Origin of the sequence: Bacillus sp. SJS (assembly GCF_000732485.2) — a bacterium.
GTDB lineage: Bacteria > Bacillota > Bacilli > Bacillales > Bacillaceae > Metabacillus_B > Metabacillus_B sediminis.
Genome location: NZ_JAQV02000031.1, coordinates 257407 through 283194, shown reverse-complemented (window position 1 = coordinate 283194; position 25788 = coordinate 257407). Strand labels below are relative to the sequence as shown.

Below are 25788 nucleotides of genomic sequence, written 5' to 3'. Positions count from 1 at the left end.
AAAGGTAAATCCATCATTAAAAAGCAAAAAAACTGAAGCGCTCTGCCGTTCCCATCAAATATCGAGGTTTTAACTTACCGCTGATGTGCAAAAATAGAATTAGCTGAAGATTGGGATGGTGAGCTGTTTGACTAAAGAAAGAAAAGAGATATTTGAATGGCTCAAAGCGATTGGACTGGCCATTATCATCGCATTTATTATTCGTCATTTTTTGTTTTCCACGGTCGTGGTGGATGGTGAATCCATGCTTCCTACTCTTAACTCGTATGACCGGATGATCGTAAACAAAGCGGGCTTCTCTCTTTCAGGCCCTAAGAGATTTGACATTGTTGTGTTTCATGCCTCAGAGGATGAGGATTATATTAAAAGAATCATTGGACTTCCCGGAGATACGGTTGAATATAAGTATGATCAGCTATACATAAATGGCAGGCCGGTAGCTGAACCCTATTTAAACGAGTATAAAGCTGAGCTGATTGACCCGCCGCTGACTGAAAACTTTACTCTCGAAGAAATAACAGGGCGTAAAAAGGTGCCAAACGGGCAAGTGTTCGTCATGGGGGACAATCGAAGGATCAGCAAAGACAGCCGTCATATCGGCACAGTGCCGGTGTCGGAGATTATGGGAGAGGCAAGGGTTGTTTACTGGCCGCTTCCTGAAATGCGTATTGTGAAGTAAAGGAAGGTGTTAAAATGGCTATACAATGGTTTCCCGGCCATATGGCGAAAGCCAGGAGGCAGGTAACAGAAAAATTAAAGCTGATTGATATTGTTTATGAATTGGTGGATGCAAGGCTGCCTCTTTCATCTAGAAATCCGATGATTGATGAAATTGTTTCAGTCAAACCTCGTATCATTTTGCTCAACAAAGCAGATATGGCGGATCCAAGAATAACGAAAGAATGGCTCAGCTATTTTAAAGAAAAAGGAATGCATGCCCTTCCTCTGGATGCCCAGTCTGGAAAAGGGTTGAAGGACATACTTCCGCTTTCCAAGCTGGTTTTAAAAGAGAAGCTGGACCGTCTTGAAGCAAAAGGTGTTCGGCCCCGCGCCATCAGAGCGCTCATTATCGGAATTCCCAATGTAGGGAAATCGACGCTGATTAATCGACTGGCCAAGAAAAATATGGCCAAAACAGGAGATCGTCCAGGTGTTACAACAGCTCAGCAATGGGTAAAGGTTGGCAAAGAAATCGAGCTTCTGGATACACCGGGTATTTTATGGCCGAAATTCGAGGACCAGCTTGTCGGCTATAAGCTTGCGGTTACTGGAGCAATTAAGGATACCATTTTAAATCTTCAGGATATTACAGTCTATGCCCTGAATTTTTTAAGAGAGAATTATCCTGAGAGACTTAAGGAGCGCTATGGATTTGAGGAAATTCCGGAGGAAATCGTTGCGGTGTTTGATGAAATCGCCAATCGCAGAGGCTGTATGATGAGCGGGGGCATAGTCGACTATGACAAAACCTCAGAGCTGGTCCTGCGGGAAATCCGTTCCGAAAAATTGGGTCCCCTGTCTTTCGAAAGACCGGGAGAAGAGATATGATAAAGAGACTTGCATGATGCGAGTCTTTATTTTTTTGCCGAAAAACCGATACTATCAAGAAGGAAGTTTATGAAATGAAGCAAACCGTTAAAGAAATTCAAGCCATTCTTTCTGCTGTGCGTAATTTTGAAGACCCGCTTATTCAGACATATAGCAGGGATGACCGAGCCTCTGTAAGAAAGCTTGCTGAAAGTCATAAAGCAAGGCTTGTAAAAAAAGCAAAAATGAAAGAAACCTTTGAGGAGTTAAAGAGCTTTGAATATGAAGCACGTTCCAAAGGATTTACATCGATAGCGGGAATTGACGAAGCAGGGAGAGGGCCCTTGGCGGGTCCTGTTGTAGCGGGTGCCGTCATCCTTCCGGAAGATTTTTATTTGGAGGGACTGAACGATTCAAAGAAACTATCGGAAGCGAAAAGAGATTTCTTTTTTGACGTCATTCAAAAAGAAGCACTTGCGATTGGTGTGGGAATTGTAGATGCGGATGAAATTGACGAGATCAATATTTATCAGGCAGCTAAGAAGGCCATGAAGCTTGCCATACATGACCTGAAATTGAGTCCTGACTATCTTCTGATTGATGCGATGGAGGTAGAGCTTGATATTCCGCAGGAAAAAATTATTAAAGGAGATGCACGAAGCATTTCCATTGCGGCGGGTTCGATTGTGGCAAAAGTGACCAGGGACAGGATCATGAAGGATCTCGCCATTGCTTATCCAGGCTATGGATTTGATCAGAATATGGGCTATGGAACATCAGTGCATCTGGAATCTTTAAGACTTCTCGGCATCACACCCCATCACCGAAAAACGTTCAGTCCGGTAAAAGAACATTTAAATTAGGAGTGAAAACAGTTGGATCGAATCACCTCAGCTCTGCTGCCTACATTAACCGCTAAAGGGACAGGCTCATTTCAGCTTAAAGACGGCCAGCTCGTCATCGGAAAGATAAGTGAACTCTACCCAAATCAGCGTGCACTCATTCAGATTGGTGCAAACAAGGCTTTAGCTGTTGTTGAAGCGCCGCTGATAAAAGGGGCAGAATATCTTTTTGAGGCAGCAGTTCTGTCAAAAACGGGAGTTCCGAAGCTTAGATTACGGGAACAGTTGGATACCTCTGGAAATATGGACCGTCTAACCGCAGTCATTAACCGCAGCCTGGGACTTCCTTCTGCAGGCAAAGAGCATTCACAGCTGGCAGAACGCCTTCTAAGAGCAAATATTCCTTTTTCTGCAGATGAACTGCCTGAAGCTGCAGAATGGCTTAAAAGCGTGCCGGAGAGCTTGAAAGCTGATGGGTTCAAAACCGTTACGGCTGCATTTGAACGCGGACTTCCCATTACTGGTAATACTCTTTCAGCTTTATTTGAAGCATTGACAGGGGGAACATTGAAAAATGATCTTCAGCTGCTGGCTTCAGAGTTAGCAGGACAGGATTTGCACAAAGAGAAGCCCAAGGCATTAAGGCAGGTCATTGAGGCCATTCTTGCCGCTCCCGTACAGCGAAAAGCCTCTCTGATGATGGATCAGCTCATCCAATGGAATGATGAGCCGCTGTCGGCTGACCATGTAAACGCCTCAGGAATTCTGAAAAAGTTGAATACCGCTCCCAATCCTGAAGAAATGCTCAGGACTATTTTTACGGGGGGTGTGGATCAAGAAACATTGCTGTCTTCAGAAGAAAGCAGCTGGCTGGTGAATAAAGGCAAAGAGATTGAAGTCCTGGCTCAGCCGAAAGAACTCGTCCGGCTGTTTTCCATGCTTGAAAAATCCCTAACCATGATACAGGATCATTCAAAGGACGCTTTGCTGAAGGATGCAGCCTTCAGATCCCTCCTGGCAGATGCCGCCGATTTGGAAGGTGCTGCAGGAGAAAGTGCAGAGAAGCTGTCCCGGAAGCTGAATGGAATCCAGCTTTCTCAGACAGAGCAGCCTGGAGTAACAACAATCTGGCATCATTTTCCGATACAGGATGAGCGCATCCTCTCTGATGTATCGATTCAGTTTCAGCTCAGGAAAGATTCTGAGGGGAAAATTGACCCCGCCTTCTGCAAGCTCGTTTTTTATCTGGAACTTGCCAATCTTGGCTCCATTATGGCTGATGTTCAAATTCAAAACCGAATCGTAACAGCGGTTGTGCATTCAAAGCATGATCTGGGTCCTCTGGCCGCCGGTGCAGCTGCTGAGTTAAAGGCTCAATTTCAAAATCTGCCCTATCAATTTTCAGGGATTTCCTTTAAAAGAACAGAGAAGAGCAAAGTTCCTGAACCAGATCTCTATCAAACTCCCAAGAAAGGATTTGATTTTAAAATATGAAGGACAGGGAGCTGCGCAAGGCAATTGCTCTGAAGTATGAGGGAAACGGGGCGAGCGCTCCGAAGGTAACAGCTAAAGGGCAGGGGCTGATTGCGGATGAAATCCTCTTAAGGGCGAGGGAGGCCGGAGTTCCTGTCAAAGAAGATCCTTCCCTGGCAGCACTCCTCCAATCCCTTGAAATTCAACAGGAAATTCCGGAAGACCTATATGCAGTGGTTGCCGAAATTTTTGCATACATCTATAGGCTGGACAAATTAAAGGAGAAAAATTGACTGGACTGGTATGGCTTAGATGTCACATTTTTTATATTTTCACAAAAACAATTCAGGGTGAAAGATTACGAATTTTTCGAAGGATTTAAAGATTTTGAGTGGAATGGTAGACAACCAATCAACTATTTTATAAAATGAAAGCGCAGTCTAATTTAACTGATACATAGGTTAGGAGGATGGGATATGAATATCCATGAGTACCAGGGAAAAGAAATCCTCAGAAAATATGGGGTTGCAGTGCCTAACGGGAAAGTCGCGTTCACTGTTGAAGAAGCAGTTGAAGCAGCAAAAGAACTAGGAACACAGGTAACTGTGGTAAAAGCACAGATTCATGCAGGCGGCCGCGGAAAAGCAGGCGGGGTAAAGGTTGCGAAAAATCTGGATGAGGTAAAAGAATATGCAAGCGAAATCTTGGGGAAAACACTGATTACCCATCAGACAGGTCCTGAAGGTAAAGAAGTTAAGCGTTTGCTTATCGAGGAAGGCTGCGACATTAAGAAGGAATATTACGTGGGCCTTGTTCTGGACCGTGATTCCTCCAGAGTCGTTCTGATGGCTTCTGAAGAAGGCGGAACAGAAATTGAAGAAGTGGCTGAAAAAACGCCAGAGAAAATTTTTAAAGAATCCGTTGATCCGGCAGTCGGCCTTCAAATGTATCAGGCGCGCCGCATTGCATTCAACATTAACATCCCGCGTGAGCTTGTAGGACAGGCGGCTAAATTTATGATGAGCCTATATAAAGCGTTCACAGAAAAAGATTGTTCGATCGCAGAAATCAACCCATTGGTTGTAACAGGCGACGGAAAAGTCATGGCGCTTGACGCTAAGCTGAACTTCGATGCAAATTCTTTGTACCGTCAAAAAGATGTTCTGGAGTACAGAGATCTTGATGAAGAGGATGCTAAAGAAATTGAAGCATCCAAATACGACCTAAGCTACATCTCATTAGATGGAAAGATCGGATGCATGGTTAACGGAGCCGGACTTGCGATGGCTACAATGGATATTATCAACTACTACGGCGGAGAACCCGCAAACTTCCTTGATGTTGGGGGCGGCGCGACGGCTGAGAAAGTTACGGAAGCCTTCAAAATCATTTTGTCCGACCAAAATGTAAAAGGCATTTTCGTTAACATTTTCGGCGGAATCATGAAATGCGACATCATTGCTGAAGGAGTAGTGGAAGCAACAAAGCAAGTTGGCCTTGAAATTCCATTGGTTGTGCGTCTGGAAGGCACGAACGTAGAATTGGGCAAACAGATTTTAAAAGATTCAGGATTGAATATTACGGCAGCTGAGTCCATGGCGGATGGAGCTCAAAAAATCGTTTCTTTAGTAGGCTAAGAAAGGCGGGGGATAAAAATGAGTGTTTTCGTTAATAAAGACACAAAAGTTATTGTTCAGGGTATTACAGGTTCAACAGCTCTTTTCCATACAAAGCAAATGCTTGAGTACGGCACGAAAATTGTCGGCGGCGTGACACCTGGAAAAGGCGGCACAGAGGTTGAAGGAGTGCCGGTTTTCAATACGGTTATTGACGCAAAAAATGAAACAGGTGCAAATGCATCCGTCATTTACGTTCCTGCGCCTTTTGCAGCTGACTCCATCATGGAAGCAGTAGACGCAGAGCTTGATCTTGTTATTTGTATTACAGAGCATATCCCGGTAATGGATATGGTAAAGGTTAAACGCTACATGGAAGGCAAAAAAACACGCCTTGTAGGACCTAACTGCCCGGGTGTCATTACACCAGGCGAGTGCAAAATCGGCATCATGCCAGGCTACATTCATACAAAAGGCCATGTAGGAGTTGTTTCCCGTTCAGGAACGCTTACATATGAAGCAGTGCACCAGCTTTCCCAGGCAGGTATCGGGCAGTCTTCAGCAGTTGGAATCGGCGGAGATCCAGTCAACGGCACAAACTTTATCGATGTTCTAAAAGCATTCAATGAAGATCCTGAAACGTATGCTGTGATCATGATTGGTGAAATCGGCGGTACAGCTGAGGAAGAAGCTGCTGAATGGGTAAAGGCCAACATGACTAAACCTGTAGTCGGTTTCATCGGAGGAAAAACAGCGCCTCCTGGAAAACGTATGGGCCACGCAGGTGCGATCATTTCTGGAGGAAAAGGAACGGCTGAAGAAAAAGTCAAAACGATGAATGCTTGCGGCATTCAAGTAGCGGATACACCTTCAGTAATGGGTGAAACCCTGATTTCTGTTCTGAAAGAAAAAGGCATTTATGAGAACTGCAAAACACACTAATAATTAAATAGTAGAAACGGGTGCTTTAGCATCCGTTTCTATTAGTATGCAAAAAAAGAAAGGGTGCTTTTGTGAACAGCATACAAAACACACTGCTCCTGATTTCTCACTGCAGGGGTATTCGTGCTGCGAAGCTTAGAAAACTCTATGCATTCGACCGGTCTTTCAGCCTTCTCCAAAGCCTGAAACCCTCTGAGTACCAGTCGTTAGGACTGGTTACCCCCTCCTATTATTCTGCCTTCTCCAAAGATTTTACTTCATTAAAAATACCAGACATCCAAACAAGCCTTGAAAAACAAGAAACCCGCTTCCTTACCATTCTCGACCCGTTATATCCCGATCTTCTAAAAGAACTACCCGATCCGCCTCTATTCTTATTTTGTAAAGGAGATCTTGGGCTTTTTCAGCATCGCAGATCACTGGGAGTTGCGGGAGCAAGACAATCCACGCAGTACGGCAGAGAAGCACTGGAAAGGGTTCTTATTCCTCTTATCAAACAAGGATTCGTCATAGTCAGCGGGCTTGCTGAAGGCATTGATACAGCGGCACACGCTGTGTCGATTGTTAATGGAGGGAAAACGATTGCAGTGCTTGGGGGAGGATTTCAGCATATTTATCCCTCCTCCAACCGGGGTCTGGCAAATGAAATCAGCAATCACCATCTCCTGATCTCAGAATACGCTCCCCATATCAGGCCCCAAAAATGGCATTTTCCAGAACGAAACCGACTAATCAGCGGATTAAGCAGCGGGACGCTGATTGCAGAGGCTAAGCAAAGGAGCGGCTCCCTTATAACAGCGCAGCTTGCTATGGAGCAGGGGAAGGATGTTTTCGCTATTCCGGGCCGCATTTTGGATAGAAACTCGGATGGGACGAATGAATTGATTAAAGATGGGGCAAAACTTGTGATGACTGCAGAGGATATTTTAGAAGAATTTTACGGAATTGGATTAAGAGCATCCGGCAGCTATGAGGAATAAAATTCCATTAAGCGGGAAATTACTGTTTGACAAACGCATGATATATATTTAATAATAGTGGGGATTTAACTTGAAAAGATAAAAATGCTTTCAAAAAGCTTTTATACACGTATACCCGGCGTTAACGAGCAGGGAAATCCTTCCTTGTCATCTGTAGAAATAAAGGATGCAGCACTGCCTGTAACTGCCCGGAAGCAAGACTTAGCTCCTGCCCGTTATTGGGGTAACAGCCAATAATGAAAGGTTCATTTTTAGATAAAGAGAGAGAATACCTCTTGAGGGGGACATAAGGATGTCGGATTACCTGGTTATTGTAGAATCACCAGCAAAAGCGAAAACAATTGAGAAGTATTTAGGGAAAAAATTTAAAGTGAAAGCATCTATGGGACACGTCCGCGATTTGCCGAAAAGTCAAATTGGTGTGGACGTAACACAAAACTTTGCGCCTAAATATATTACGATCAGAGGAAAAGGCGATGTATTAAAAGAATTAAAATCTGCTGCAAAAAAAGCAAAGAAAGTCTATCTCGCGGCTGACCCGGATCGCGAAGGGGAAGCAATTGCCTGGCATCTGGCCCACAGCCTTGATCTTGATGTCCATTCGGACTGCCGGGTTGTATTCAATGAGATTACAAAGGACGCAATTAAAGAGTCCTTTAAACATCCAAGAGCGATTAATATGGACTTGGTGGATGCCCAGCAGGCGAGAAGAATACTGGATCGGCTTGTAGGCTATAAAATAAGTCCGATTCTTTGGAAAAAAGTTAAAAAAGGTCTTAGTGCAGGACGGGTTCAATCGGTTGCTCTCCGGCTGATCATCGACAGGGAAAAAGAGATCCATGCATTTATACCTGAAGAGTACTGGACAATAGAAAGCCAATTTTTCAAAGGCAAGGATCAATTCGAAGGATCTTTTTACGGAATTGACGGTAAAAAACGCGAGCTTAAAACGGAAGAGGATGTAAAAGAAGTAACATCCCGCATCAAGGGTAATTCGTTTAACGTGACGAATGTGACAAAGAAAGAGAGAAAGCGCAACCCTGCGGTGCCGTTTACAACATCCACCTTACAGCAGGAAGCTGCCCGGAAGCTGAATTTCAGAGCCAAGAAAACGATGATGATTGCTCAGCAATTATATGAAGGAATTGATCTTGGCAAAGAGGGGACCGTCGGGTTAATCACATATATGAGAACGGATTCCACAAGAATTTCTGAAACCGCTCAAACTGAAGCAGCAGGATACATTGAACAGCAGTACGGACAAGACTATCTGGGTGTTAAGAAAGCCGCGAAGAAAAATTCCAATTCGCAGGACGCCCATGAAGCCATTCGTCCGACATCTACATTAAGAGACCCATCCTCCATGAAGGAATACTTGAGCCGTGACCAGCTCCGACTATACAAATTGATTTGGGAGCGCTTTTTAGCAAGCCAAATGGCTTCAGCTGTACTTGACACAATGAGCGTAGACTTAGATAATAATGGAGTTGTCTTCAGAGCTACAGGGTCAAAGGTTAAATTTCCTGGCTTCATGAAAGTATATGTTGAAGGAAATGATGATCAGGTAGAAGAAAAGGACCGCTACTTGCCGGAGCTTGCAGCAGGTGACGAAGTATTTTCAAAAGATACGGAGCCCGCTCAGCATTTTACCCAGCCGCCTCCAAGGTATACGGAAGCACGTTTGGTTAAAACGCTTGAAGAGCAGGGAATCGGAAGACCGTCCACCTATGCGCCTACACTGGATACGATCCAAAAAAGAGGGTATGTATCACTTGATAACAAGCGCTTTATTCCGACAGAGCTTGGAGAAATTGTCCTTGAACTGATTATGGAATTTTTTCCGGAAATTATTGATGTCGAATTTACAGCCCGTATGGAAAACAGTCTGGATGAAGTGGAAGACGGCCATATCCAATGGGTAAAAATTATAGATGATTTCTACAAAGATTTTGAAAAACGGATAATCATTGCCGAAACCGAGATGGAAGAAGTAGAAATCAAGCCGGAATATGCAGGTGTAGATTGTGAAGAGTGCGGCAACCCAATGGTTATCAAGATGGGCCGCTACGGTAAATTCATGGCATGCTCCAATTTCCCGGACTGCCGCAATACGAAGCCTATTGTGAAAGAGATCGGAGTTCCTTGTCCTAAATGCGATAAAGGAAATGTCGTTGAACGCAAATCCAAGAAGAAACGTCTATTTTACGGCTGCGACAGATATCCTGAGTGTGATTTCCTGTCATGGGATAAGCCGATAGCAAGGAACTGCCCGCGCTGTGAAGCGATGCTGGTTGAGAAGAAGCTGAAAAAAGGTGTTCAGGTTCAATGTACAGCCTGTGATTACAAAGAAGAGCAGCAAAAGTAACGGTGAGCCTTTTCGCTCACCTTCTTTTTATTTAGGCTCTGTTAAAGCTTTAATACCTGTTGAATGGAGCGGAAGGCGCGAGACTCCTTTGAGCAGCGGAAATCAACATCCCAGGTTTAACAGATCTTTTATCTAAACCCCACGAGGAGGAAAATCAATATGAGTCAACCATCTACTGTTAATGTGATAGGTGCAGGTCTTGCCGGAAGCGAAGCAGCATGGCAGCTTGCAGAAAGAGGAGTGCGTGTTAACTTATATGAAATGAGGCCGGTAAAGCAGACACCTGCTCATCATACGGACAAATTTGCTGAGCTTGTATGCAGCAATTCACTTAGAGGCAATGCACTGACAAATGCTGTTGGAGTGCTTAAAGAAGAAATGAGACAGTTAAACTCGGTTATTATTAAATCCGCAGATGATTGTGCGGTTCCTGCCGGAGGAGCACTTGCCGTCGATCGCCATGAATTTGCAGGGCTGGTTACGGAACGGGTTAAGAATCATCCAAATGTGACTGTGATGAATGAAGAGGTTACTCATATCCCTGAGGGACCAACAATCATCGCAACAGGCCCGCTTACTTCAAAGGCACTGTCAGATGAGCTGCAAAAACTCACAGGAGAAGATTATTTCTATTTTTATGATGCGGCAGCACCCATTCTCGAAAAAGACAGCATTGATATGGACAAAGTGTATTTAAAGTCCCGCTATGACAAGGGCGAAGCGGCATATTTAAATTGTCCGATGACAGAAGAAGAATTTGACCGTTTCTATGAAGCTCTCATTGAGGCTGAAACCGTTCCATTGAAGGAATTTGAAAAAGAAATCTTTTTTGAGGGCTGCATGCCGATCGAAGTAATGGCTAAGCGCGGAAAGAAGACCATGCTGTTTGGACCGATGAAGCCTGTTGGACTGGAAGACCCGAAAACAGGGAAGCGTCCATATGCAGTAGTTCAGCTTAGACAGGATGATGCAGCGGGAACACTATATAATATTGTCGGTTTTCAGACACATTTAAAATGGGGACCTCAAAAAGAAGTGCTAAAGCTCATCCCAGGTCTTGAAAATGCAGAAATTGTCCGCTATGGCGTAATGCACCGCAATACATTTATTAATTCTCCAAAACTGTTAAAGCCTACTTACCAGTCCAAACACCGTGAAGATTTATTCTTTGCAGGTCAAATGACAGGTGTTGAAGGGTATGTAGAATCAGCGGCTTCAGGGCTTCTGGCCGGCATAAACGCCGCAAATCTTGTGCTGGGCAAAGAACTTGCTGTGCTTCCTGCTGAAACGGCATTAGGAAGTATGGCTAACTACATTACTTCAGCTAATCCGGACAATTTCCAGCCAATGAATGCTAACTTTGGAATCTTTCCCGAACTTCCTAAAAGAATCAAAGTGAAGAAAGATCGTTACGAGGCTTATGCAAATAGAGCGCTGGAAACAATTCAAAAAATTTCGAAAACAATTTGATATTCATTGCAAGGGCGGTTACAATGTGATAACATTTAATCGCCCTTGTGAGGTGAAGAAATGGATATTGTTAAGAAAAGTTTAATTTTGTTCGTAGAATATTTACAAATTGAGAAAAACTATTCACAATATACAATTGTGAATTACTCTGCAAATATTGAAGAATTTGCCCTTTTTATGCAAGAAGAGGGAATTGCGGGTCTTGATGTTGTGACCTACCAGGATATTAGACTGTATTTGACAAAGCTTCATCAGATGAAACTGGCAAGACGAACAATTTCTAAGAAGATTTCCAGTCTCCGAAGCTTCTATAAGTTTCTTAACCGTGAAAAACTTCTGAATGATAACCCGTTTTCACTTGTTTCTCTTCCGAAAAAAGAGGGAAGGATTCCAACTTTTCTTTATGAAAAAGAGCTGGAGCTGCTATTCTCAGTTTCCGACCTTTCCACACCGCTTGGCCAAAGGAATCAGGCCCTTCTCGAAATGCTTTATGGCACGGGAATAAGGGTGAGCGAGTGTGCAGGGTTAAAAAAACAGGATGCGGATCTTTATATGGGAACAGTTCTTGTAAACGGCAAGGGAAATAAGCAGCGCTATGTCCCGTTCGGCAGCTATGCCCAGGATGCTCTGGAGCTGTATTTAAAAGATGGACGCGAGCAGCTCATACAAAAGGCCGCACCGAATGATGCAATCTTTTTGAACAATCGCGGAAATCCGTTAAAAGCTGGAGGCATCCGGCATATCTTAAATGAGCTGGTTAAAAAGTCTGCAGCAAACTTACATATTCATCCGCACATGTTCCGCCATACGTTTGCCACACATCTGCTAAATGAAGGTGCCGACCTGCGAAGTGTTCAGGAGCTGCTGGGTCATTCCCACCTGTCCTCCACACAAATTTATACACATGTTTCTAAGGATCAGCTGAAGAAGACATATATGTCTCATCATCCTAGAGCGTAAATTGTTGACTAGAGGAGGAATGGATCATGAGTGAATTCCATGCAACCACAATATTTGCCATTCACCATAAAGACGGGTATGCGATGGCAGGCGACGGCCAGGTAACGTTCGGCAATGCTGTCGTCATGAAGCATACAGCAAGAAAAGTCCGCAGATTATTTAACGGAAAAGTAATCGCCGGTTTTGCAGGATCTGTAGCAGATGCGTTTACTCTGTTTGAGATGTTTGAAGGCAGGCTCGAAGAATATAATGGCAACCTTCAGCGCGCAGCAGTAGAGCTTGCTAAGGAATGGAGAAGCGATAAAGTTCTCAGAAGGCTTGAAGCGATGCTTATTGTTATGAACAAGGAAGATTTACTCCTAATTTCAGGAACAGGGGAAGTCATCGAACCTGATGACGGCATCCTTGCTATCGGTTCCGGAGGCAACTATGCTCTTTCAGCAGGAAGAGCCTTAAAGCGCTACAGCGGGGAAAGCTTGTCAGCTAAAGAAATTGCTGAAGGAGCACTCCGAATCGCAGGAGAAATCTGCGTATATACGAATGACAATGTGATTGTAGAAGAGCTGTAGGAAAGGATTGGTACCCATGAAAAACCAATTAACCCCCCGTCAGATTGTTGAGCGTCTGGATCAGTATATTGTCGGTCAAAACGATGCGAAACGTGCTGTAGCGGTTGCATTAAGAAACCGTTACCGCAGAAGTCTTCTTGATGAATCACTTAAGGATGAAGTGGTGCCGAAGAATATTTTGATGATTGGGCCTACGGGAGTCGGGAAAACCGAAATTGCAAGACGGATTGCCAAACTTGTCGGAGCGCCTTTCATCAAAATAGAAGCGACAAAATTTACCGAAGTCGGTTATGTAGGCCGTGATGTCGAATCGATGGTCAGAGATTTGATGGAGAGCTCTATTCGCATCGTGAAAGAAGAAAAGATGAGCGAAGTGAAGGGTACGGCCGCAGAAAATGCCAACAGGAGGCTTGTCGAGCTGCTCGTTCCTTCATCCAGAAAAAATCAGTCCACTAAAAATCCTTTTGAAATGCTTTTTGGCGGAACGCAAGAACAGGACCATCCTTCATCCAATGATGACGATTCGAATTTGAATGAAAGAAGGAAAAAAATCGCTCATCAGCTGGAGCTCGGAGAACTTGAGGATCAGTATGTAACCGTGGACGTTGAGGAACAGCAGCCATCCATGTTTGATATGCTTCAGGGGTCGGGTATGGAACAGATGGGCATGAACATGCAGGATGCCTTCAGCAGTTTTATGCCTAAGAAAACGAAAAAGCGTAAGCTGACTGTAAAAGAAGCTCGAAAGGTTCTTCAAAATGAAGAGGCACAGAAGCTGATTGATATGGATGAAGCTACACAGGAGGCAGTAACCCGTGCGGAACAATCCGGAATCATATTTATTGATGAAATCGATAAAATTGCCAAGAAAAACAGCGGCGGAGGCTCAGCTGATGTTTCAAGAGAGGGCGTACAGCGCGATATCCTTCCAATTGTTGAAGGATCAACCGTTGTAACGAAATATGGATCGGTCAAAACAGATCATGTTCTATTTATCGCTGCAGGTGCTTTTCATATGGCTAAGCCATCTGACTTAATTCCGGAGCTGCAAGGGAGATTTCCAATCCGCGTGGAGCTTTCAAAGTTAAGTACAGAGGATTTTGTCCGGATTCTTGTTGAGCCGGATAACGCACTTTTAAAACAATATACAGCACTGCTGGAAACTGAAGGTATAAAACTTGAATTTTCAGACGAAGCTATTCGTAAGATTGCCGAGGTTGCTTTTCAAGTGAATCAGGACACAGATAATATTGGTGCACGCAGACTACATACCATACTCGAGCGGCTGCTGGAGGATCTATCCTTCGAAGCTCCGGATGTAACAATGGACAAAATAACGATTACACCGCAATATGTTGAAGAAAAGCTGGGGAAAATCGCAAGCAATAAAGATTTAAGCCAATTTATCTTATAGAGATTGATTATTTTTAGGAGGAAACCCAATCATGGCTTTACTAGAGAAAACGAGAACGATCAATGCAATGCTGCAGAAAGCTGCAGGAAAGCCTGTTAACTTTAAAGAAATGTCCGAAATTTTGAGTGAAGTAATCGAGGCGAATATCTTTATTGTCAGCAGAAGAGGGAAGCTGCTTGGATTTGCCATCAATCAGCAGATTGAACATGAACGTATGAAACAAATGCTTGAAGACCGCCAATTTCCTGAAGAGTACACAAAAAACTTATTCAAAGTCTCTGAGACTTCCTCCAATCTGGATGTATTCAGTGAATATACGGCATTCCCAGTTGAAAACCGTGATCTGTTCAAAAATGGTTTAACGACAATCGTTCCAATCATTGGCGGCGGGGAGCGCCTGGGCACATTGATTCTTGCCCGTCTTGAAGCACAATTTGAAGATGATGATCTGATTCTTGCTGAATATGGCGCAACAGTAGTCGGAATGGAAATTCTTCGCGAGAAAGCTGACGAAATTGAAGTAGAAGCAAGAAGCAAGGCAGTTGTTCAAATGGCGATTAGCTCCCTATCATACAGTGAGCTTGAAGCAATCGAGCACATTTTCGAGGAATTAAATGGAAATGAAGGACTGCTGGTAGCGAGTAAAATTGCTGACCGCGTAGGAATTACCCGATCTGTAATCGTAAATGCGCTTCGCAAGCTTGAAAGTGCTGGAGTAATCGAATCACGTTCCCTTGGTATGAAAGGAACATACATTAAAGTACTTAACGACAAATTCCTCATTGAATTAGAGCGATTGAAATCAAATTGATGTAAAAAGGCACCCGTTCTCCGGGTGCCTTTTTATTTTTGTAGTTCAATTTAATTACAAAATGTAGGTTTAAAGTCCTGTTCAAAAAATAGAACAATATGAGGACGAAAATTTACAAGAAGTTCATAGACTTTGAGCCTATATAAATTTACAATAACAGTATGGATTTAACATAATTCGACATGAATAAGATACGAATGACTTAGAACTATTGTGGGGGTTTTAATTTTGCTCTTTTCAAATACCATTACTTCTCTTGAGAATGCCTTGAAAACGTCCAATATACAGCAAAAAGTGATTTCAAATAATATTGCCAATGCAGATACCCCTGGATATAAAGCCAAAAAGGTATCTTTTCAAAATGTTTTAAACAGTGAGATGGCTTCTATAAAAGCAACCAGGACAGATCAAAGACACCTGGAATTTACAAATGCCTCCACAATAGGAGCTGTAGTTAAAAATAAAAACAGCTCCTATCATTCGAACGGCAATAGTGTGGACATTGATCAGGAAATGTCCGATCTTGCGAAAAACCAAATTCAGTACAACGCTCTTGTTGACAGATTAAACGGGAAGTTCAAATCGCTTCAGACAGTTTTGACGGGAGGGAGATAATCGATGACCATTTTTAACAGCTTGAATACCTCTGCCTCAGCTTTAACTGCGCAGCGATTAAGAATGGATGTTGTTTCCTCAAACATTGCGAATGCAGAGACTACAAGAGGAAAATTTGTTGATGGGGAATGGCAGCCTTACCAACGGAAAATGGTTGAAATAAAAGAGAAGGACAGCTTTTCCTCTATGCTGTCCAGAGCGGGAACCGGCCAGGCCGGAAGCGGAGTGCAGGTTACAAAAATCAGTGATGACTCATCACCATTTAAATTAGTTTATGATCCCGGGCACCCGGATGCAGATGCGCAAGGTTATGTTAAGATGCCGAATGTTGATCCGCTTAAAGAAATGACGGATTTAATCAGCAGTACTCGTTCTTACGAGGCAAACGTAACCGTGTTCAATGCCTCTAAAAACATGCTTTTAAAGGCATTAGAAATTGGAAAGTAAGGTGAAAATTCATGATCAATGGTATTACTCCTATATCCCTTCAAAATTTGGACGGTGCGGCAAAGGCAGCGGCACCGGCTCAAACACAGGCAGGCCAATTCGGAGACATGCTGAAAAATGCTATGAATGAAGTAAACCGTGCACAGCTTGAGTCGGATAAAATGACTGGGGCACTGGCAAAAGGACAAAATGTTGAATTGCAGGATGTAATGATAGCCGCTGAAAAGGCAAGTGTAACCTTATTATCAGCAATTGAAATGAGAAATAAAGCGATTGAAGCCTATCAGGAAGTAATGCGCATGCAAATGTAAGATGACTTTCACTGCCTGCCATTGAGTCGTCATCAGAACCGGGGGAACGGAAAGAATGAATCAAAAGCTTAAAGAAATAGGTGAAAAAATCCTCCTGTTCTGGAGGGGGAAATCAAAAGGTCAAAAAGGAATGGTGATTGGGAGTTTCCTCGCAGCAGTTATCCTGATTTCCGTTCTGGCCTTCTTTTTATCCAGGCCGAATCTGGTGCCTTTATATAAAGAACTAACACTTGAAGAATCCGGGCAGATTAAAGAAACACTTGACGGAAGAGGGGTTCAATCTGAAATTGCAGACAGCGGAACGACGATTCTCGTACCGGCTGAAATGGTAAACAGCTTGAAAGTGGATCTTGCTGCCGAAGGACTTCCGGAGAGCGGTACGATCGACTATTCGTTCTTTGGACAAAATGTCGGGTTCGGGATGACAGACAATGAATTCGATGTATTGAAACTGAAGGCAACCCAAACAGAGCTTGCAAACCTCATTAAAGGGATTGAGGGAGTGAAGGATGCGAGTGTCATGATCAATCTCCCCCAGGAAACTGTCTTTGTCGGTGAGGAAGCAGAACAAGCCTCTGCTTCCATAGTAGTGACGATGAAGCCCGGGAATAAATTGGATCAGACAAGAGTGGACGCTCTTTATCATCTCGTATCTAAAAGTGTACCGAATCTCCCTGCTGATAATATCGTCATAATGGACGATAATTTTAACTATTTCGACCAAAATAAGGAAAATGATCCAACCGTAAGCAATTATGCCAGCCAGCATGATATCAAGATGGGGATCGAGCGGGATTTGCAGCAGCAGGTGCAGAAAATGCTTGGAACGATGATCGGTCAAGATAAAGTAGTTGTTTCTGTAACAACAGATCTTGACTTTACCCAGGAAAACCGGGAAGAGAATTTAGTCGAGCCTGTGGATAAAGAGAATATGGCTGGAATCCAGGTTAGCGCAGAGCGTATTTCAGAAGCCTATACCGGAGACGGTGCGCAGGCAGCCGGAGGTACAGCAGGAACAAATGAAGGGGACGTTCCGAATTATGAACAATCTGCTCAAAACGGTAATGGAAATTACGAGCGGACTGAAGAACGGATCAACAATGAGGTTAACAGAATAAAAAAACAGATTGTTGAAAGCCCATATAAAATAAGAGATTTGGGGATTCAGGTAATGGTTGAACCTCCCAATCCTAAAAATCCCGGATCCATACCACAGGAAAGAGTAGATGATATAAGGCAGATGCTGTCTACAATCGTCCGTACTTCTATTAATAAAGATGCAAATGCGAATCCAATTTCAGATCAGGATATCGAAAGCAAGATTGTTGTATCTGTTCAGCCATTCGCAGGAAAGATGCAAGCACTTGATAATGCATCATCACCCGCCATTCCTATGTGGGTATATATTGCCGGAGGTGCGCTCCTGGCTGTCATACTATTGCTTATTTTCCTTCTCTTCCGAAAAAGAAGAAAAGAAGATGAGTACGAGTATGAAGAAGAACTGGTTACGATTCCAATTAATGTACCTGATGTGAACGAAGAATCGGAATCAGAAGCAACGGTAAGAAGAAAGCAGCTTGAAAAGCTGGCAAAAGAGAAGCCGGAAGACTTTGCGAAGCTCCTCAGAACCTGGCTCTCTGAAGAGTAAGGAGGAATGTGATACGTGGCAAGGCGGGATCAAACAAAACTATCAGGAAAACAAAAAGCGGCCATTCTCTTAATCTCACTTGGACCGGATGTGTCTGCTTCTGTTTACAAACATTTATCGGAGGAAGAAATTGAACGGCTGACTCTTGAAATCTCAGGAGTAAGGACCGTTGATTCCATTAAGAAAGAAGATATTTTAGAAGAATTCCATGAAATTGCAATGGCTCAGGACTTTATATCTTCAGGTGGGATTGCCTATGCGAAGGAAGTGCTGGAGCGGGCGCTTGGTGAAGAGAGAGCAACATCAATTATCAGCAGGCTAACTTCCACTCTTCAAGTTAAGCCATTTGACTTTGCAAGAAAAGCAGAACCGACTCAAATTCTTAATTTTATCCAAAATGAACACCCTCAAACCATCTCATTGATTTTGTCCTATCTGGACCCGGTTCAGGCAGGGCAAATTCTTTCCGAACTTCCTCAAGAGGTTCAGGCAGACATAGCAAGGAGGATTGCTGTAATGGATCGGACTTCTCCTGAGATCATTTATGAGGTGGAACAAATACTGGAGAAGAAATTGTCTTCAGCCTTTACCCAGGACTACACCCAGACAGGCGGAGTCGAAGCGGTGGTTGAGGTACTGAATGGAGTAGATCGAAGCACGGAAAGAACCATTCTGGATGCTCTTGAAATTCAGGATCCTGAACTTGCGGAAGAAATAAAGAAACGAATGTTTGTATTTGAAGACATCGTTACACTTGATAATCGCGCTATACAGCGTGTAATACGTGATGTTGATAATGAAGATCTTAAGCTGTCACTTAAAGTGGCGAGTGAAGAAGTCAGAGAAATTGTCTTTAAGAACATGTCTGCGAGAATGGCTGAAACGTTCAGGGAAGAGATGGAATATATGGGGCCTGTCCGTTTGAGAGATGTTGAAGAATCTCAATCAAGAATTGTTGGGGTAATCCGCAGACTGGAAGAGAATGGTGAAATCGTAGTTGCCCGAGGCGGAGGAGACGATATCATTGTCTAAGCTTATCAAGTCCCGATTCTCAAGCCAGCAGACAGACTCTGCTGCCATTGTTCCAATTATGAAAATGGAGAATCCCCATTTACTTCAGGAAGAGATAGAAGAATCTGAACAAATCAAACGTGCGAAAAGATTAAGCGAGCAAATCATCAGGGATGCACGTGCTGAAGAAGAATCTCTGCTCCAATCAATTGAAATGGCAAAACAAAATTGGGAACATGAAAAAATGGCTTTAGAAGAAGAGGCAAGGCAGTCAGGCTACCAGGAAGGTCTTGCTTACGGCAGAGAAGATGGATACCAACAAGTTTCCCAAGCTATAAATCAGGCAAACCAACTGGTTGAGCTGTCCCGTGCAGATTACCTGGAAAAAGTAGAATCAGCAGAAGAAACAATTGTTGCACTGGCTGTGAAGATGGCGGAAAAAATCATCGGAACCTACTTAAATGAACAGCCTGATCAAATGATTGATATCGTGAAGCAGCTTCTAAAGGAAGTAAAGGATTATGATGAAATCAAAATTTTTGTACACCCGGAACGATATGAATATGTACGCTCCCAGAAAGGTGAGTTAAAACAGCTTCTCACAAATGAGCAGGAATTGTTTTTGTACATGGATGACGGGTTATCACCTTTTGATTGTTTCGTAGAAACGTCCTTCGGCAGAATTGATGCTTCTGTGGATACTCAGCTTAAACAGCTTGAAAAGCAGCTTCTGGAAAGACTGGGAGAGGCGGAGACTTCATGAAAGCGGCTGATCTGCTAAACGTTGTGGAAATGCTTGATTCATATAAACGATTCGGCAAGGTTAAAAGAGTGGTCGGCTTAATGATTGAGTCCAGAGGTCCTGCAAGTTCGATTGGGGACTTATGCTACATCCATACAGGGGCGGGAAAGACGAAAAGAATTCCGGCTGAAGTAGTTGGTTTCAAAGATGAGAATGTTTTGCTGATGCCATTCTCACCCGTATCAGATATTTCGCCGGGCAGTATTGTAGAGGCAACAAAAGAACCTCTTCGTGTAATGGCGGGGATTCCGCTGATCGGATCTGTACTGGATGCTCTCGGGAAGCCTCTGGACGATGCCTCACTTCCAAAAGGCCTTTCTTATGTGGCGTCCGACCAATCACCTCCCAATCCAATGAAAAGACCGCCGATCCATGAGCCGATGGAGGTGGGGGTTAAAGTTATTGACTCACTTTTAACGGTAGGCAAGGGCCAGCGGGTAGGGATCTTTGCGGGGAGCGGGGTTGGAAAAAGCACCCTGATGGGAATGATTGCTCGAAATACGAAAGCAGATTTAAACGTTATCGCACTCGTTGGGGAGCGCGGGCGGGAAGTACGGGAATTTATTGAACGTGACCTGGGACCTGAGGGCTTAAAGCGATCCATTGTCGTCGTAGCGACATCGGATCAGCCGGCTTTAATGAGGATGAAGGCTGCCTATACAGCTACAGCTATTGCTGAGTACTTCCGCGATACAGGAAGAGACGTAATGCTTATGATGGATTCTGTTACAAGGGTGGCGATGGCACAGCGTGAAATTGGACTGGCTATCGGAGAGCCGCCTACGACTAAAGGGTATACACCTTCTGTTTTCGCTATCTTGCCAAAGCTTTTAGAACGAACAGGAACAAATGAAAATGGATCGATTACAGCTTTCTATACCGTGCTTGTTGATGGGGACGACATGAATGAACCTATTGCTGATACGGTCAGGGGAATCTTGGACGGACACTTTGTGCTTGACCGGGCTCTTGCAAATAAGGGCCAGTTTCCAGCGATTAATGTCCTGAAAAGCATTAGCAGGGTGATGAATCAGCTCGTGCCATCCGAACATAGACATGCAGCAAGTAAACTTCGGGAATATCTTTCTACTTACCTGAATTCAGAGGATTTGATAAATATTGGTGCCTACAAAAGAGGTTCATCAGCAGAAATTGATGAAGCAATTCGGCTGTACCCAGAGATTCTCGCTTTTTTAAAACAGGAAGTTCATGAAAATGTTTCTCTTAACGAAAGTGTGCATGAACTATTTACGAAAATGGAGATGAGTACTAACTAATGGGATATACATTTCGTTTCCAAAAAATACTTGAGTTAAAGGAGAACGAAAAAGAGCAGCGGCTTTCGGAATACAACCGCTCAGTTCAGGACTTTGAAACAGCCGCAGAAAAGCTGTATGACTCTATGAAAAAAAAGGAAGTTCTTGAAGAAAACACAAAGAAACGATTAACAAGCGGAATGGCTGTGCAGGAAATCCGGCATTATCAGCAATTTGTAACAAACCTGGACCGTGCGATTGAACACTATCAAAAACTGGTGATCGTCAGCAGGAACAAGATGCAGGAAAAGCAGGAAGTACTCATGGAAAGCAACTCAGAAGTCCGAAAGTTCGAAAAAATGAAAGAACGCCATATTGAAATGAATAAAGAAATGGAGAAACAAAACGATACAAGGAGCATGGATGACCTATCGATTCGATCGTTCATGTACCGGGAAATCTAGGTGAAGGAAGTTGGAAAATAATAAAAAAGAATACGGTAAATTTCAGTGGTTTCTTTTCGTCATCCTCATCCCTCTATTCTTCACAGTCACACTTGCAGCAATCATCCTATCTGTTGCAGGAATTAATGTAGCGGGAACAGCCGCAGAATGGATATCGAGCCTAACAGGTACTTCACAAAAAAATGAAGGACAGGCTTCCCAATCTGTACCTGCGAACGGTGAACTGAAAAAGGCAGAAAAAGATAATAAAGAACTGGCAGCTTCCATTTCTGCACATAAACAGGAAATAAAAGCGATGGAAAATGACGTATTGCTTAAAGAAAAAAAGATTGCAAGTCTTTCTAAAGAAGTAGAGGACTTAAAAGCACAGCTGGAACAGAAAGCTTCAGTGAAAGCAGATCAAAAGGATATTGCAAAACTTTATGAAGGAATGTCAGCCAGTAAAGCAGCAAACATCCTGCCGCTTCTTGGAGAAGACGATGCGATGAAGATTCTCAATACCTTAAAAGATGATCAAGTAACATCCATTCTTGAAAAAATGAGCCCAGAGAACGCCGCTTTATACACTGGAAAGCTTGCTGATTCTAAAGGAGGTGAATAATTGTTGATTCGTTCCATTAACCAAATGGCTGCTCCTGCAGCTCAAATGAACGGAAGCAATCCATTGAACGGTCTTTCATTTCAGCAAATGTTAATCGGAGCATTTCCTCCTCCCAATATGGAAGGGGCAATAACAGAGAGCAGTCAGCTGCCCGATTCTGCTGATAAACAAACGATTGCTCCGATCACAAAAGAAACCCTTTTGCTTCTTTTGGAAGGGCTTCAGAAACAGATTCATACTTTATTGAAAGAAGGAAGTCTGGAAGAAGACAAGATCGATGAGCTGGAAAACATTGCTTCAGAACTCTTTGCTTTTTTAACGCAGGAAAATGCTCCGGCTATGAATAGCAACCTGAAAGTCAATGCAGAGCTGCAGCAGAACGGGGCCAATCACAAACAGCACCATTTAAGCGAATGGCTGACTCCAGTCAAGGCAGGACATCTAATTGAAGTTTTGACTTCACTTGAAAAAGAAGGACAGCTGCCGGCAGGGCTTAAAGCTTTGCTCACAAGCCTTGCTGAGAAAAAAACGGGTCCTGATACAGCTGCTGCTTTCATGCAGAGCGCTTTGAAAAAAACAGGATCTGTCCATCAGCAATCGGCGGCTTCTGCAGCTGATATCGTTTCTTCAACTATTAATAAAGCCTATCCATTATCTGCTGCATCAGGAAAAAGCGTTCACTTATCATCTGGAGCAGAAACAGGCGCTCATTTATCTTCAACAATTGAAAAAATCAATCCTTTATCCAATGAAACCGCAAATTTCACCACTCAATCACCTTTAGCCAAGCCCGAGCAGCTCTTGCTATTTATAAAAACTGATCCTACTGGAAACAGGGTTAATCAGGAAGATATGATTCAGCAGATTCAGCAGCTTCTTACAAGAAGTAAATTTATTGCTGTAAATGGTTCCGAGAAGCTTTTTCTTAAATTGTACCCTGAGCATTTAGGCGAACTGCGAATTGAAATTATGCAGTCCGACGGGAAATGGATGGCTAAATTCACCGCTGGAAGCTTAATGGTCAAAGAAGTGATTGAAAGCCATCTTCATCAACTCAAACAAGGCCTCACAGCTCAGCATATACAAATGGAAAAAATTGAAGTGCTGCAATCCTTTACTTCTCCAAGCAGAGATCTTCCTCAGGATCAAGGGGAACGCGGCAGACACAGCGGGCACTCAAATCGTGAAAATCCTAAAGACGATTCTCTCGAACGATCTTTTGAGGACTCCCTGAAAGAAGAATTAAACAATGAATAATGGCAGGTGACAAAATTGGAAACGAAAATTGATTCATCCTCTATGCTTTCAAGTATCAAAAAGGAAGAAAGAAAACCATCAGATGTACTTGGCAAGGATGATTTCCTGAAAATTCTGATGAGTCAGCTTCAAAACCAGGATCCTTTAAATCCAATGGAAGACAAGGAATTTATCTCTCAAATGGCCTCCTTTTCATCCCTGGAACAGATGACCAACATGAATAAAACAATGCAGGATTTCATCACCTCTCAGTCAGGAAGTTCCATACTTCAGTACAGCACACTGATTGGAAAAGAAATTACCTATTCATACAAGGAAACAGACAATGACGGAAATACAGCTGTTAAAGAAGGCAAACAAACTGTTAAAGCAATCAGTCAGAAAAACAATGAAGTGACACTCGAACTGATGGATGGAACGATCATTTATAAAGATGAAATCGTTAAGGTGTCTGATAAAGGCAGCGAGTAAGGATGGAAAATGGAATTGAAAAACTCAAACACCTTCCGCTGTCTCTATACAGACCCATTCAAAAAAAGCAAAACGACACAAGTTTTCAAACTCTTTTTCAAGAAAAACTGACCATTAGCAAGCATGCTAGAGCACGATTAGATGAGCGAAACATTGTCATCTCAGATGAAAAATGGAATTTGATGGAGGACAGGCTTTCCGAAGCAAAGCAAAAGGGTATTCAGGATGCGCTTTTTCTATCAAATGAAGGAGCCTTCATCATCAGTGTGAAAAATTCCACGCTGATTACTGCCATGAATCGAAAAGAAGCAGCGTCTCAGATTTTTACGAATATTAACGGAACAATCTTATTGGATTAACGGCTGGACCCGTCAAGGGAAGCCTGGCTGCCGACTGATTGAAGCAGTCATCCACAAAAAAATGGGGGAATTGAAAATGCTAAGATCTTTATATTCAGGAATAAGCGGAATGAAAAACTTTCAGACAAAGCTTGATGTTATTGGGAATAACATTTCAAATGTGAATACTTACGGTTTTAAGAAGGGCAGAACGATATTTCAGGATCTTTACAGCCAGTCGATCACTGGGGCGAGTGCACCAGCAGGAACAATGGGAGGGACAAACCCAAGTCAGGTAGGACTTGGTTCACAGCTTGCTTCAATCGATACCATTCACACAGGTGGAAGCCTGCAGACGACGGGAAGGAATTTAGATTTGGCTATTTCCGGGGATGGATTTTTTCAGGTTGCTGAAACTGGGAAATTCGGTGCACCTTTATATACGAGAGCAGGTAACTTTTATTTAGACAATAAGGGCGATATTGTTACGTCCGAAGGGTTATATCTAAAAAGTACGGGCGGTGGAAAAATTACGATTCCTACTACTGCCAAAAGCATGAGTGTTGGACAAGATGGAAATGTTTCATATGTTGATTCAACTGGTGCCATACAAACTGCTGGAACGATTGAGTTAGCAAAATTCCCGAATGTTGGAGGTCTGGAAAAATCAGGTTCCAACCTTTATATCGCCACTACCAATTCAGGCACAGCTGTTGTAGCTGCTCCTGGTCAATCAGGAATCGGCTTAGTACAAGCTGGATCTCTTGAAATGTCAAACGTAGATCTCTCAGAAGAATTCACTGAAATGATTGTTGCCCAAAGAGGATTTCAATCTAATACGAAAATCATTACGACATCAGATGAAATTCTCCAGGAGCTTATGAATCTAAAACGATAAGAATGGGGGCAGGGAACAGCTTCTTTAAGCTGTTCCTGAACTTAATGATTAAAGTGACCCGTTTAACCGGACAGCCATTTTACTTAAATGCTTTACAGATTGAGTTAGTAGAGTCATTCCCTGATACAGCTATTACCTTAACCAACGGCAGAAAATTCATTGTGAAAGAAAAAGAAGAAGAAGTGATTGAGCGGATGACAAATTTTTATCGGGAAATTGGCCTTTTAGCCATGACGAACAAGCTAAAGGAGCAGGAAAATGAATAAAAAGCTATTATCCATTATGTTTATCATTATTACCTCTATTACGCTGATTGGAGTTGCGGCATTAGCGGTAATGACTAATTTTTTTGAGAAAGACACATCAGGAGCGCCAACCATTGATGAAATAGTGGAGGCTTCTGTTGAAGTTCCTGAGCTTACGACAAATCTTGCAAGCGGGAATATCGTCCGGATCTCCCTAAAGTTAGAAACAGATTCAAAGAAAGCAAAGGAAGAGCTTGAAAAAAGAGAGTTTCAGGTAAAGGATGTCATCATCTCGGAATTAAGCAATATGAACGCTAAACAGCTTGCAGGAAAGAATGGCAAGGAATCGTTAAAGAAAACGATCATGGGAAGCATTAACAATCTGATGCAAGAAGGAAAAGTTGAGAAGGTCTACACTACCTCCTTCATCCTGCAATGATGAATATTTGTTTAAG

The 25788-nt window shown here is 43.1% G+C and carries 29 protein-coding genes; all 29 read left to right on the top strand.

Annotated elements, in window-relative coordinates; genetic code table 11:
* Positions 1-127: 127 nt before the first annotated feature.
* The 29 genes from lepB to fliL all read left to right on the top strand — a co-directional run bounded on the left by lepB (position 128) and on the right by fliL (position 25772).
* Entirely contained in the window at positions 128-679 is a 552-nt protein-coding gene (gene lepB, locus AS29_RS18945) for a signal peptidase I (RefSeq protein WP_035411978.1), read from the top strand.
* 14 nt (positions 680-693) lie between these two features.
* Positions 694-1548 carry a ribosome biogenesis GTPase YlqF gene (gene ylqF, locus AS29_RS18940; RefSeq protein WP_035411975.1) on the top strand — a complete coding sequence of 285 codons (855 nt, stop codon included), beginning with the start codon at positions 694-696 and terminating at the stop codon, positions 1546-1548.
* Positions 1549-1622: 74 nt separating this feature from the next.
* Positions 1623-2390 (top strand): ribonuclease HII, encoded by a 768-nt coding sequence (locus AS29_RS18935; protein ID WP_035411972.1) that lies wholly within the window; start codon positions 1623-1625, stop codon positions 2388-2390.
* 12 nt (positions 2391-2402) lie between these two features.
* Positions 2403-3863, top strand: coding sequence for a GTPase-associated protein 1-related protein (locus tag AS29_RS18930; protein ID WP_035411969.1), 1461 nt, complete (start codon positions 2403-2405; stop codon positions 3861-3863).
* Positions 3860-4135, top strand: coding sequence for an EscU/YscU/HrcU family type III secretion system export apparatus switch protein (locus AS29_RS18925; RefSeq protein ID WP_035411967.1), 276 nt, complete (start codon positions 3860-3862; stop codon positions 4133-4135). Before AS29_RS18930 ends, AS29_RS18925 begins: the two co-directional genes overlap by 4 nt.
* Before the next feature lie 183 nt (positions 4136-4318).
* On the top strand, positions 4319-5479 hold the full coding sequence (gene sucC / locus AS29_RS18920) for an ADP-forming succinate--CoA ligase subunit beta (protein WP_035411964.1): 1161 nt from the start codon (positions 4319-4321) through the stop codon (positions 5477-5479).
* Positions 5480-5497: 18 nt separating this feature from the next.
* Entirely contained in the window at positions 5498-6400 is a 903-nt protein-coding gene (sucD, locus tag AS29_RS18915) for a succinate--CoA ligase subunit alpha (RefSeq protein WP_035411961.1), read from the top strand.
* A gap of 71 nt (positions 6401-6471) precedes the next feature.
* The gene (gene dprA, locus AS29_RS18910) at positions 6472-7380 is read left to right on the top strand and encodes a DNA-processing protein DprA (RefSeq protein WP_051860823.1); all 909 of its coding nucleotides are present in this window, start codon (positions 6472-6474) and stop codon (positions 7378-7380) included.
* 292 nt (positions 7381-7672) lie between these two features.
* Positions 7673-9745: a type I DNA topoisomerase gene (topA, locus tag AS29_RS18905; RefSeq protein ID WP_035411959.1), complete on the top strand. Its 2073-nt coding sequence runs from the start codon at positions 7673-7675 to the stop codon at positions 9743-9745.
* A gap of 159 nt (positions 9746-9904) precedes the next feature.
* Positions 9905-11215, top strand: coding sequence for an FADH(2)-oxidizing methylenetetrahydrofolate--tRNA-(uracil(54)-C(5))-methyltransferase TrmFO (gene trmFO, locus AS29_RS18900; RefSeq protein WP_035411956.1), 1311 nt, complete (start codon positions 9905-9907; stop codon positions 11213-11215).
* A 60-nt stretch (positions 11216-11275) separates the two neighbouring features.
* Complete coding sequence (gene xerC / locus AS29_RS18895) at positions 11276-12175, top strand: tyrosine recombinase XerC (RefSeq protein WP_035411952.1); 900 nt, start codon at positions 11276-11278, stop codon at positions 12173-12175.
* Between the two features lie 26 nt (positions 12176-12201).
* A complete protein-coding gene (hslV, locus tag AS29_RS18890; protein ID WP_035411950.1) occupies positions 12202-12744 on the top strand; it encodes an ATP-dependent protease subunit HslV in 543 nt (180 codons plus the stop codon).
* A gap of 16 nt (positions 12745-12760) precedes the next feature.
* A complete protein-coding gene (gene hslU / locus AS29_RS18885) occupies positions 12761-14158 on the top strand; it encodes an HslU--HslV peptidase ATPase subunit (RefSeq protein WP_035411947.1) in 1398 nt (465 codons plus the stop codon).
* A gap of 31 nt (positions 14159-14189) precedes the next feature.
* Positions 14190-14969: a GTP-sensing pleiotropic transcriptional regulator CodY gene (gene codY / locus AS29_RS18880; protein ID WP_035411944.1), complete on the top strand. Its 780-nt coding sequence runs from the start codon at positions 14190-14192 to the stop codon at positions 14967-14969.
* A 225-nt stretch (positions 14970-15194) separates the two neighbouring features.
* Complete coding sequence (flgB, locus tag AS29_RS18875) at positions 15195-15584, top strand: flagellar basal body rod protein FlgB (RefSeq protein ID WP_035412100.1); 390 nt, start codon at positions 15195-15197, stop codon at positions 15582-15584.
* Positions 15585-15587: 3 nt separating this feature from the next.
* Positions 15588-16031, top strand: a complete 444-nt coding sequence (gene flgC / locus AS29_RS18870; protein ID WP_035411941.1) for a flagellar basal body rod protein FlgC — start codon at positions 15588-15590, stop codon at positions 16029-16031.
* Between the two features lie 11 nt (positions 16032-16042).
* Positions 16043-16342 (top strand): flagellar hook-basal body complex protein FliE, encoded by a 300-nt coding sequence (fliE, locus tag AS29_RS18865; protein WP_035411938.1) that lies wholly within the window; start codon positions 16043-16045, stop codon positions 16340-16342.
* Positions 16343-16397: 55 nt separating this feature from the next.
* On the top strand, positions 16398-17990 hold the full coding sequence (gene fliF, locus AS29_RS18860; RefSeq protein WP_035411936.1) for a flagellar basal-body MS-ring/collar protein FliF: 1593 nt from the start codon (positions 16398-16400) through the stop codon (positions 17988-17990).
* 15 nt (positions 17991-18005) lie between these two features.
* Positions 18006-19022: a flagellar motor switch protein FliG gene (fliG, locus tag AS29_RS18855; protein ID WP_035411933.1), complete on the top strand. Its 1017-nt coding sequence runs from the start codon at positions 18006-18008 to the stop codon at positions 19020-19022.
* Entirely contained in the window at positions 19015-19764 is a 750-nt protein-coding gene (gene fliH, locus AS29_RS18850; RefSeq protein WP_051860822.1) for a flagellar assembly protein FliH, read from the top strand. Before fliG ends, fliH begins: the two co-directional genes overlap by 8 nt.
* Positions 19761-21080 carry a flagellar protein export ATPase FliI gene (fliI, locus tag AS29_RS18845; protein ID WP_035411930.1) on the top strand — a complete coding sequence of 440 codons (1320 nt, stop codon included), beginning with the start codon at positions 19761-19763 and terminating at the stop codon, positions 21078-21080. The genes fliH and fliI overlap by 4 nt, the downstream gene beginning before the upstream one ends.
* Entirely contained in the window at positions 21080-21523 is a 444-nt protein-coding gene (gene fliJ / locus AS29_RS18840; protein WP_035411927.1) for a flagellar export protein FliJ, read from the top strand. The genes fliI and fliJ overlap by 1 nt, the downstream gene beginning before the upstream one ends.
* Positions 21524-21533: 10 nt before the next feature.
* Positions 21534-22124, top strand: coding sequence for a MotE family protein (locus tag AS29_RS18835; protein WP_035411924.1), 591 nt, complete (start codon positions 21534-21536; stop codon positions 22122-22124).
* A 3-nt stretch (positions 22125-22127) separates the two neighbouring features.
* A complete protein-coding gene (locus AS29_RS18830) occupies positions 22128-23381 on the top strand; it encodes a flagellar hook-length control protein FliK (protein WP_156505986.1) in 1254 nt (417 codons plus the stop codon).
* Positions 23382-23387: 6 nt separating this feature from the next.
* On the top strand, positions 23388-23852 hold the full coding sequence (gene flgD, locus AS29_RS18825; RefSeq protein WP_231889987.1) for a flagellar hook assembly protein FlgD: 465 nt from the start codon (positions 23388-23390) through the stop codon (positions 23850-23852).
* A gap of 2 nt (positions 23853-23854) precedes the next feature.
* Positions 23855-24211: a TIGR02530 family flagellar biosynthesis protein gene (locus AS29_RS18820; RefSeq protein ID WP_035411918.1), complete on the top strand. Its 357-nt coding sequence runs from the start codon at positions 23855-23857 to the stop codon at positions 24209-24211.
* A gap of 76 nt (positions 24212-24287) precedes the next feature.
* Positions 24288-25088 (top strand): flagellar basal body rod protein FlgG, encoded by an 801-nt coding sequence (gene flgG / locus AS29_RS18815; RefSeq protein ID WP_035411915.1) that lies wholly within the window; start codon positions 24288-24290, stop codon positions 25086-25088.
* A 44-nt stretch (positions 25089-25132) separates the two neighbouring features.
* Entirely contained in the window at positions 25133-25354 is a 222-nt protein-coding gene (locus AS29_RS18810; RefSeq protein WP_035412093.1) for a flagellar FlbD family protein, read from the top strand.
* Positions 25347-25772, top strand: a complete 426-nt coding sequence (gene fliL, locus AS29_RS18805) for a flagellar basal body-associated protein FliL (RefSeq protein ID WP_035411913.1) — start codon at positions 25347-25349, stop codon at positions 25770-25772. The genes AS29_RS18810 and fliL overlap by 8 nt, the downstream gene beginning before the upstream one ends.
* The last annotated feature ends 16 nt before the right edge of the window (positions 25773-25788 follow it).

Bases quoted from the DNA above. Each gene is read 5' to 3' on its own strand.
- ylqF (WP_035411975.1), top strand. From the start codon at position 694: ATGGCTATACAATGGTTTCCCGGCCATATGGCGAAAGCCAGGAGGCAG.
- AS29_RS18935 (WP_035411972.1), top strand. From the start codon at position 1,623: ATGAAGCAAACCGTTAAAGAAATTCAAGCCATTCTTTCTGCTGTGCGT.
- AS29_RS18925 (WP_035411967.1), top strand. From the start codon at position 3,860: ATGAAGGACAGGGAGCTGCGCAAGGCAATTGCTCTGAAGTATGAGGGA.
- sucC (WP_035411964.1), top strand. From the start codon at position 4,319: ATGAATATCCATGAGTACCAGGGAAAAGAAATCCTCAGAAAATATGGG.
- sucD (WP_035411961.1), top strand. From the start codon at position 5,498: ATGAGTGTTTTCGTTAATAAAGACACAAAAGTTATTGTTCAGGGTATT.
- topA (WP_035411959.1), top strand. From the start codon at position 7,673: ATGTCGGATTACCTGGTTATTGTAGAATCACCAGCAAAAGCGAAAACA.
- trmFO (WP_035411956.1), top strand. From the start codon at position 9,905: ATGAGTCAACCATCTACTGTTAATGTGATAGGTGCAGGTCTTGCCGGA.
- xerC (WP_035411952.1), top strand. From the start codon at position 11,276: ATGGATATTGTTAAGAAAAGTTTAATTTTGTTCGTAGAATATTTACAA.
- hslV (WP_035411950.1), top strand. From the start codon at position 12,202: ATGAGTGAATTCCATGCAACCACAATATTTGCCATTCACCATAAAGAC.
- hslU (WP_035411947.1), top strand. From the start codon at position 12,761: ATGAAAAACCAATTAACCCCCCGTCAGATTGTTGAGCGTCTGGATCAG.
- codY (WP_035411944.1), top strand. From the start codon at position 14,190: ATGGCTTTACTAGAGAAAACGAGAACGATCAATGCAATGCTGCAGAAA.
- flgC (WP_035411941.1), top strand. From the start codon at position 15,588: ATGACCATTTTTAACAGCTTGAATACCTCTGCCTCAGCTTTAACTGCG.
- fliE (WP_035411938.1), top strand. From the start codon at position 16,043: ATGATCAATGGTATTACTCCTATATCCCTTCAAAATTTGGACGGTGCG.
- fliF (WP_035411936.1), top strand. From the start codon at position 16,398: ATGAATCAAAAGCTTAAAGAAATAGGTGAAAAAATCCTCCTGTTCTGG.
- fliI (WP_035411930.1), top strand. From the start codon at position 19,761: ATGAAAGCGGCTGATCTGCTAAACGTTGTGGAAATGCTTGATTCATAT.
- fliJ (WP_035411927.1), top strand. From the start codon at position 21,080: ATGGGATATACATTTCGTTTCCAAAAAATACTTGAGTTAAAGGAGAAC.
- AS29_RS18820 (WP_035411918.1), top strand. From the start codon at position 23,855: ATGGAAAATGGAATTGAAAAACTCAAACACCTTCCGCTGTCTCTATAC.
- flgG (WP_035411915.1), top strand. From the start codon at position 24,288: ATGCTAAGATCTTTATATTCAGGAATAAGCGGAATGAAAAACTTTCAG.
- AS29_RS18810 (WP_035412093.1), top strand. From the start codon at position 25,133: ATGATTAAAGTGACCCGTTTAACCGGACAGCCATTTTACTTAAATGCT.
- fliL (WP_035411913.1), top strand. From the start codon at position 25,347: ATGAATAAAAAGCTATTATCCATTATGTTTATCATTATTACCTCTATT.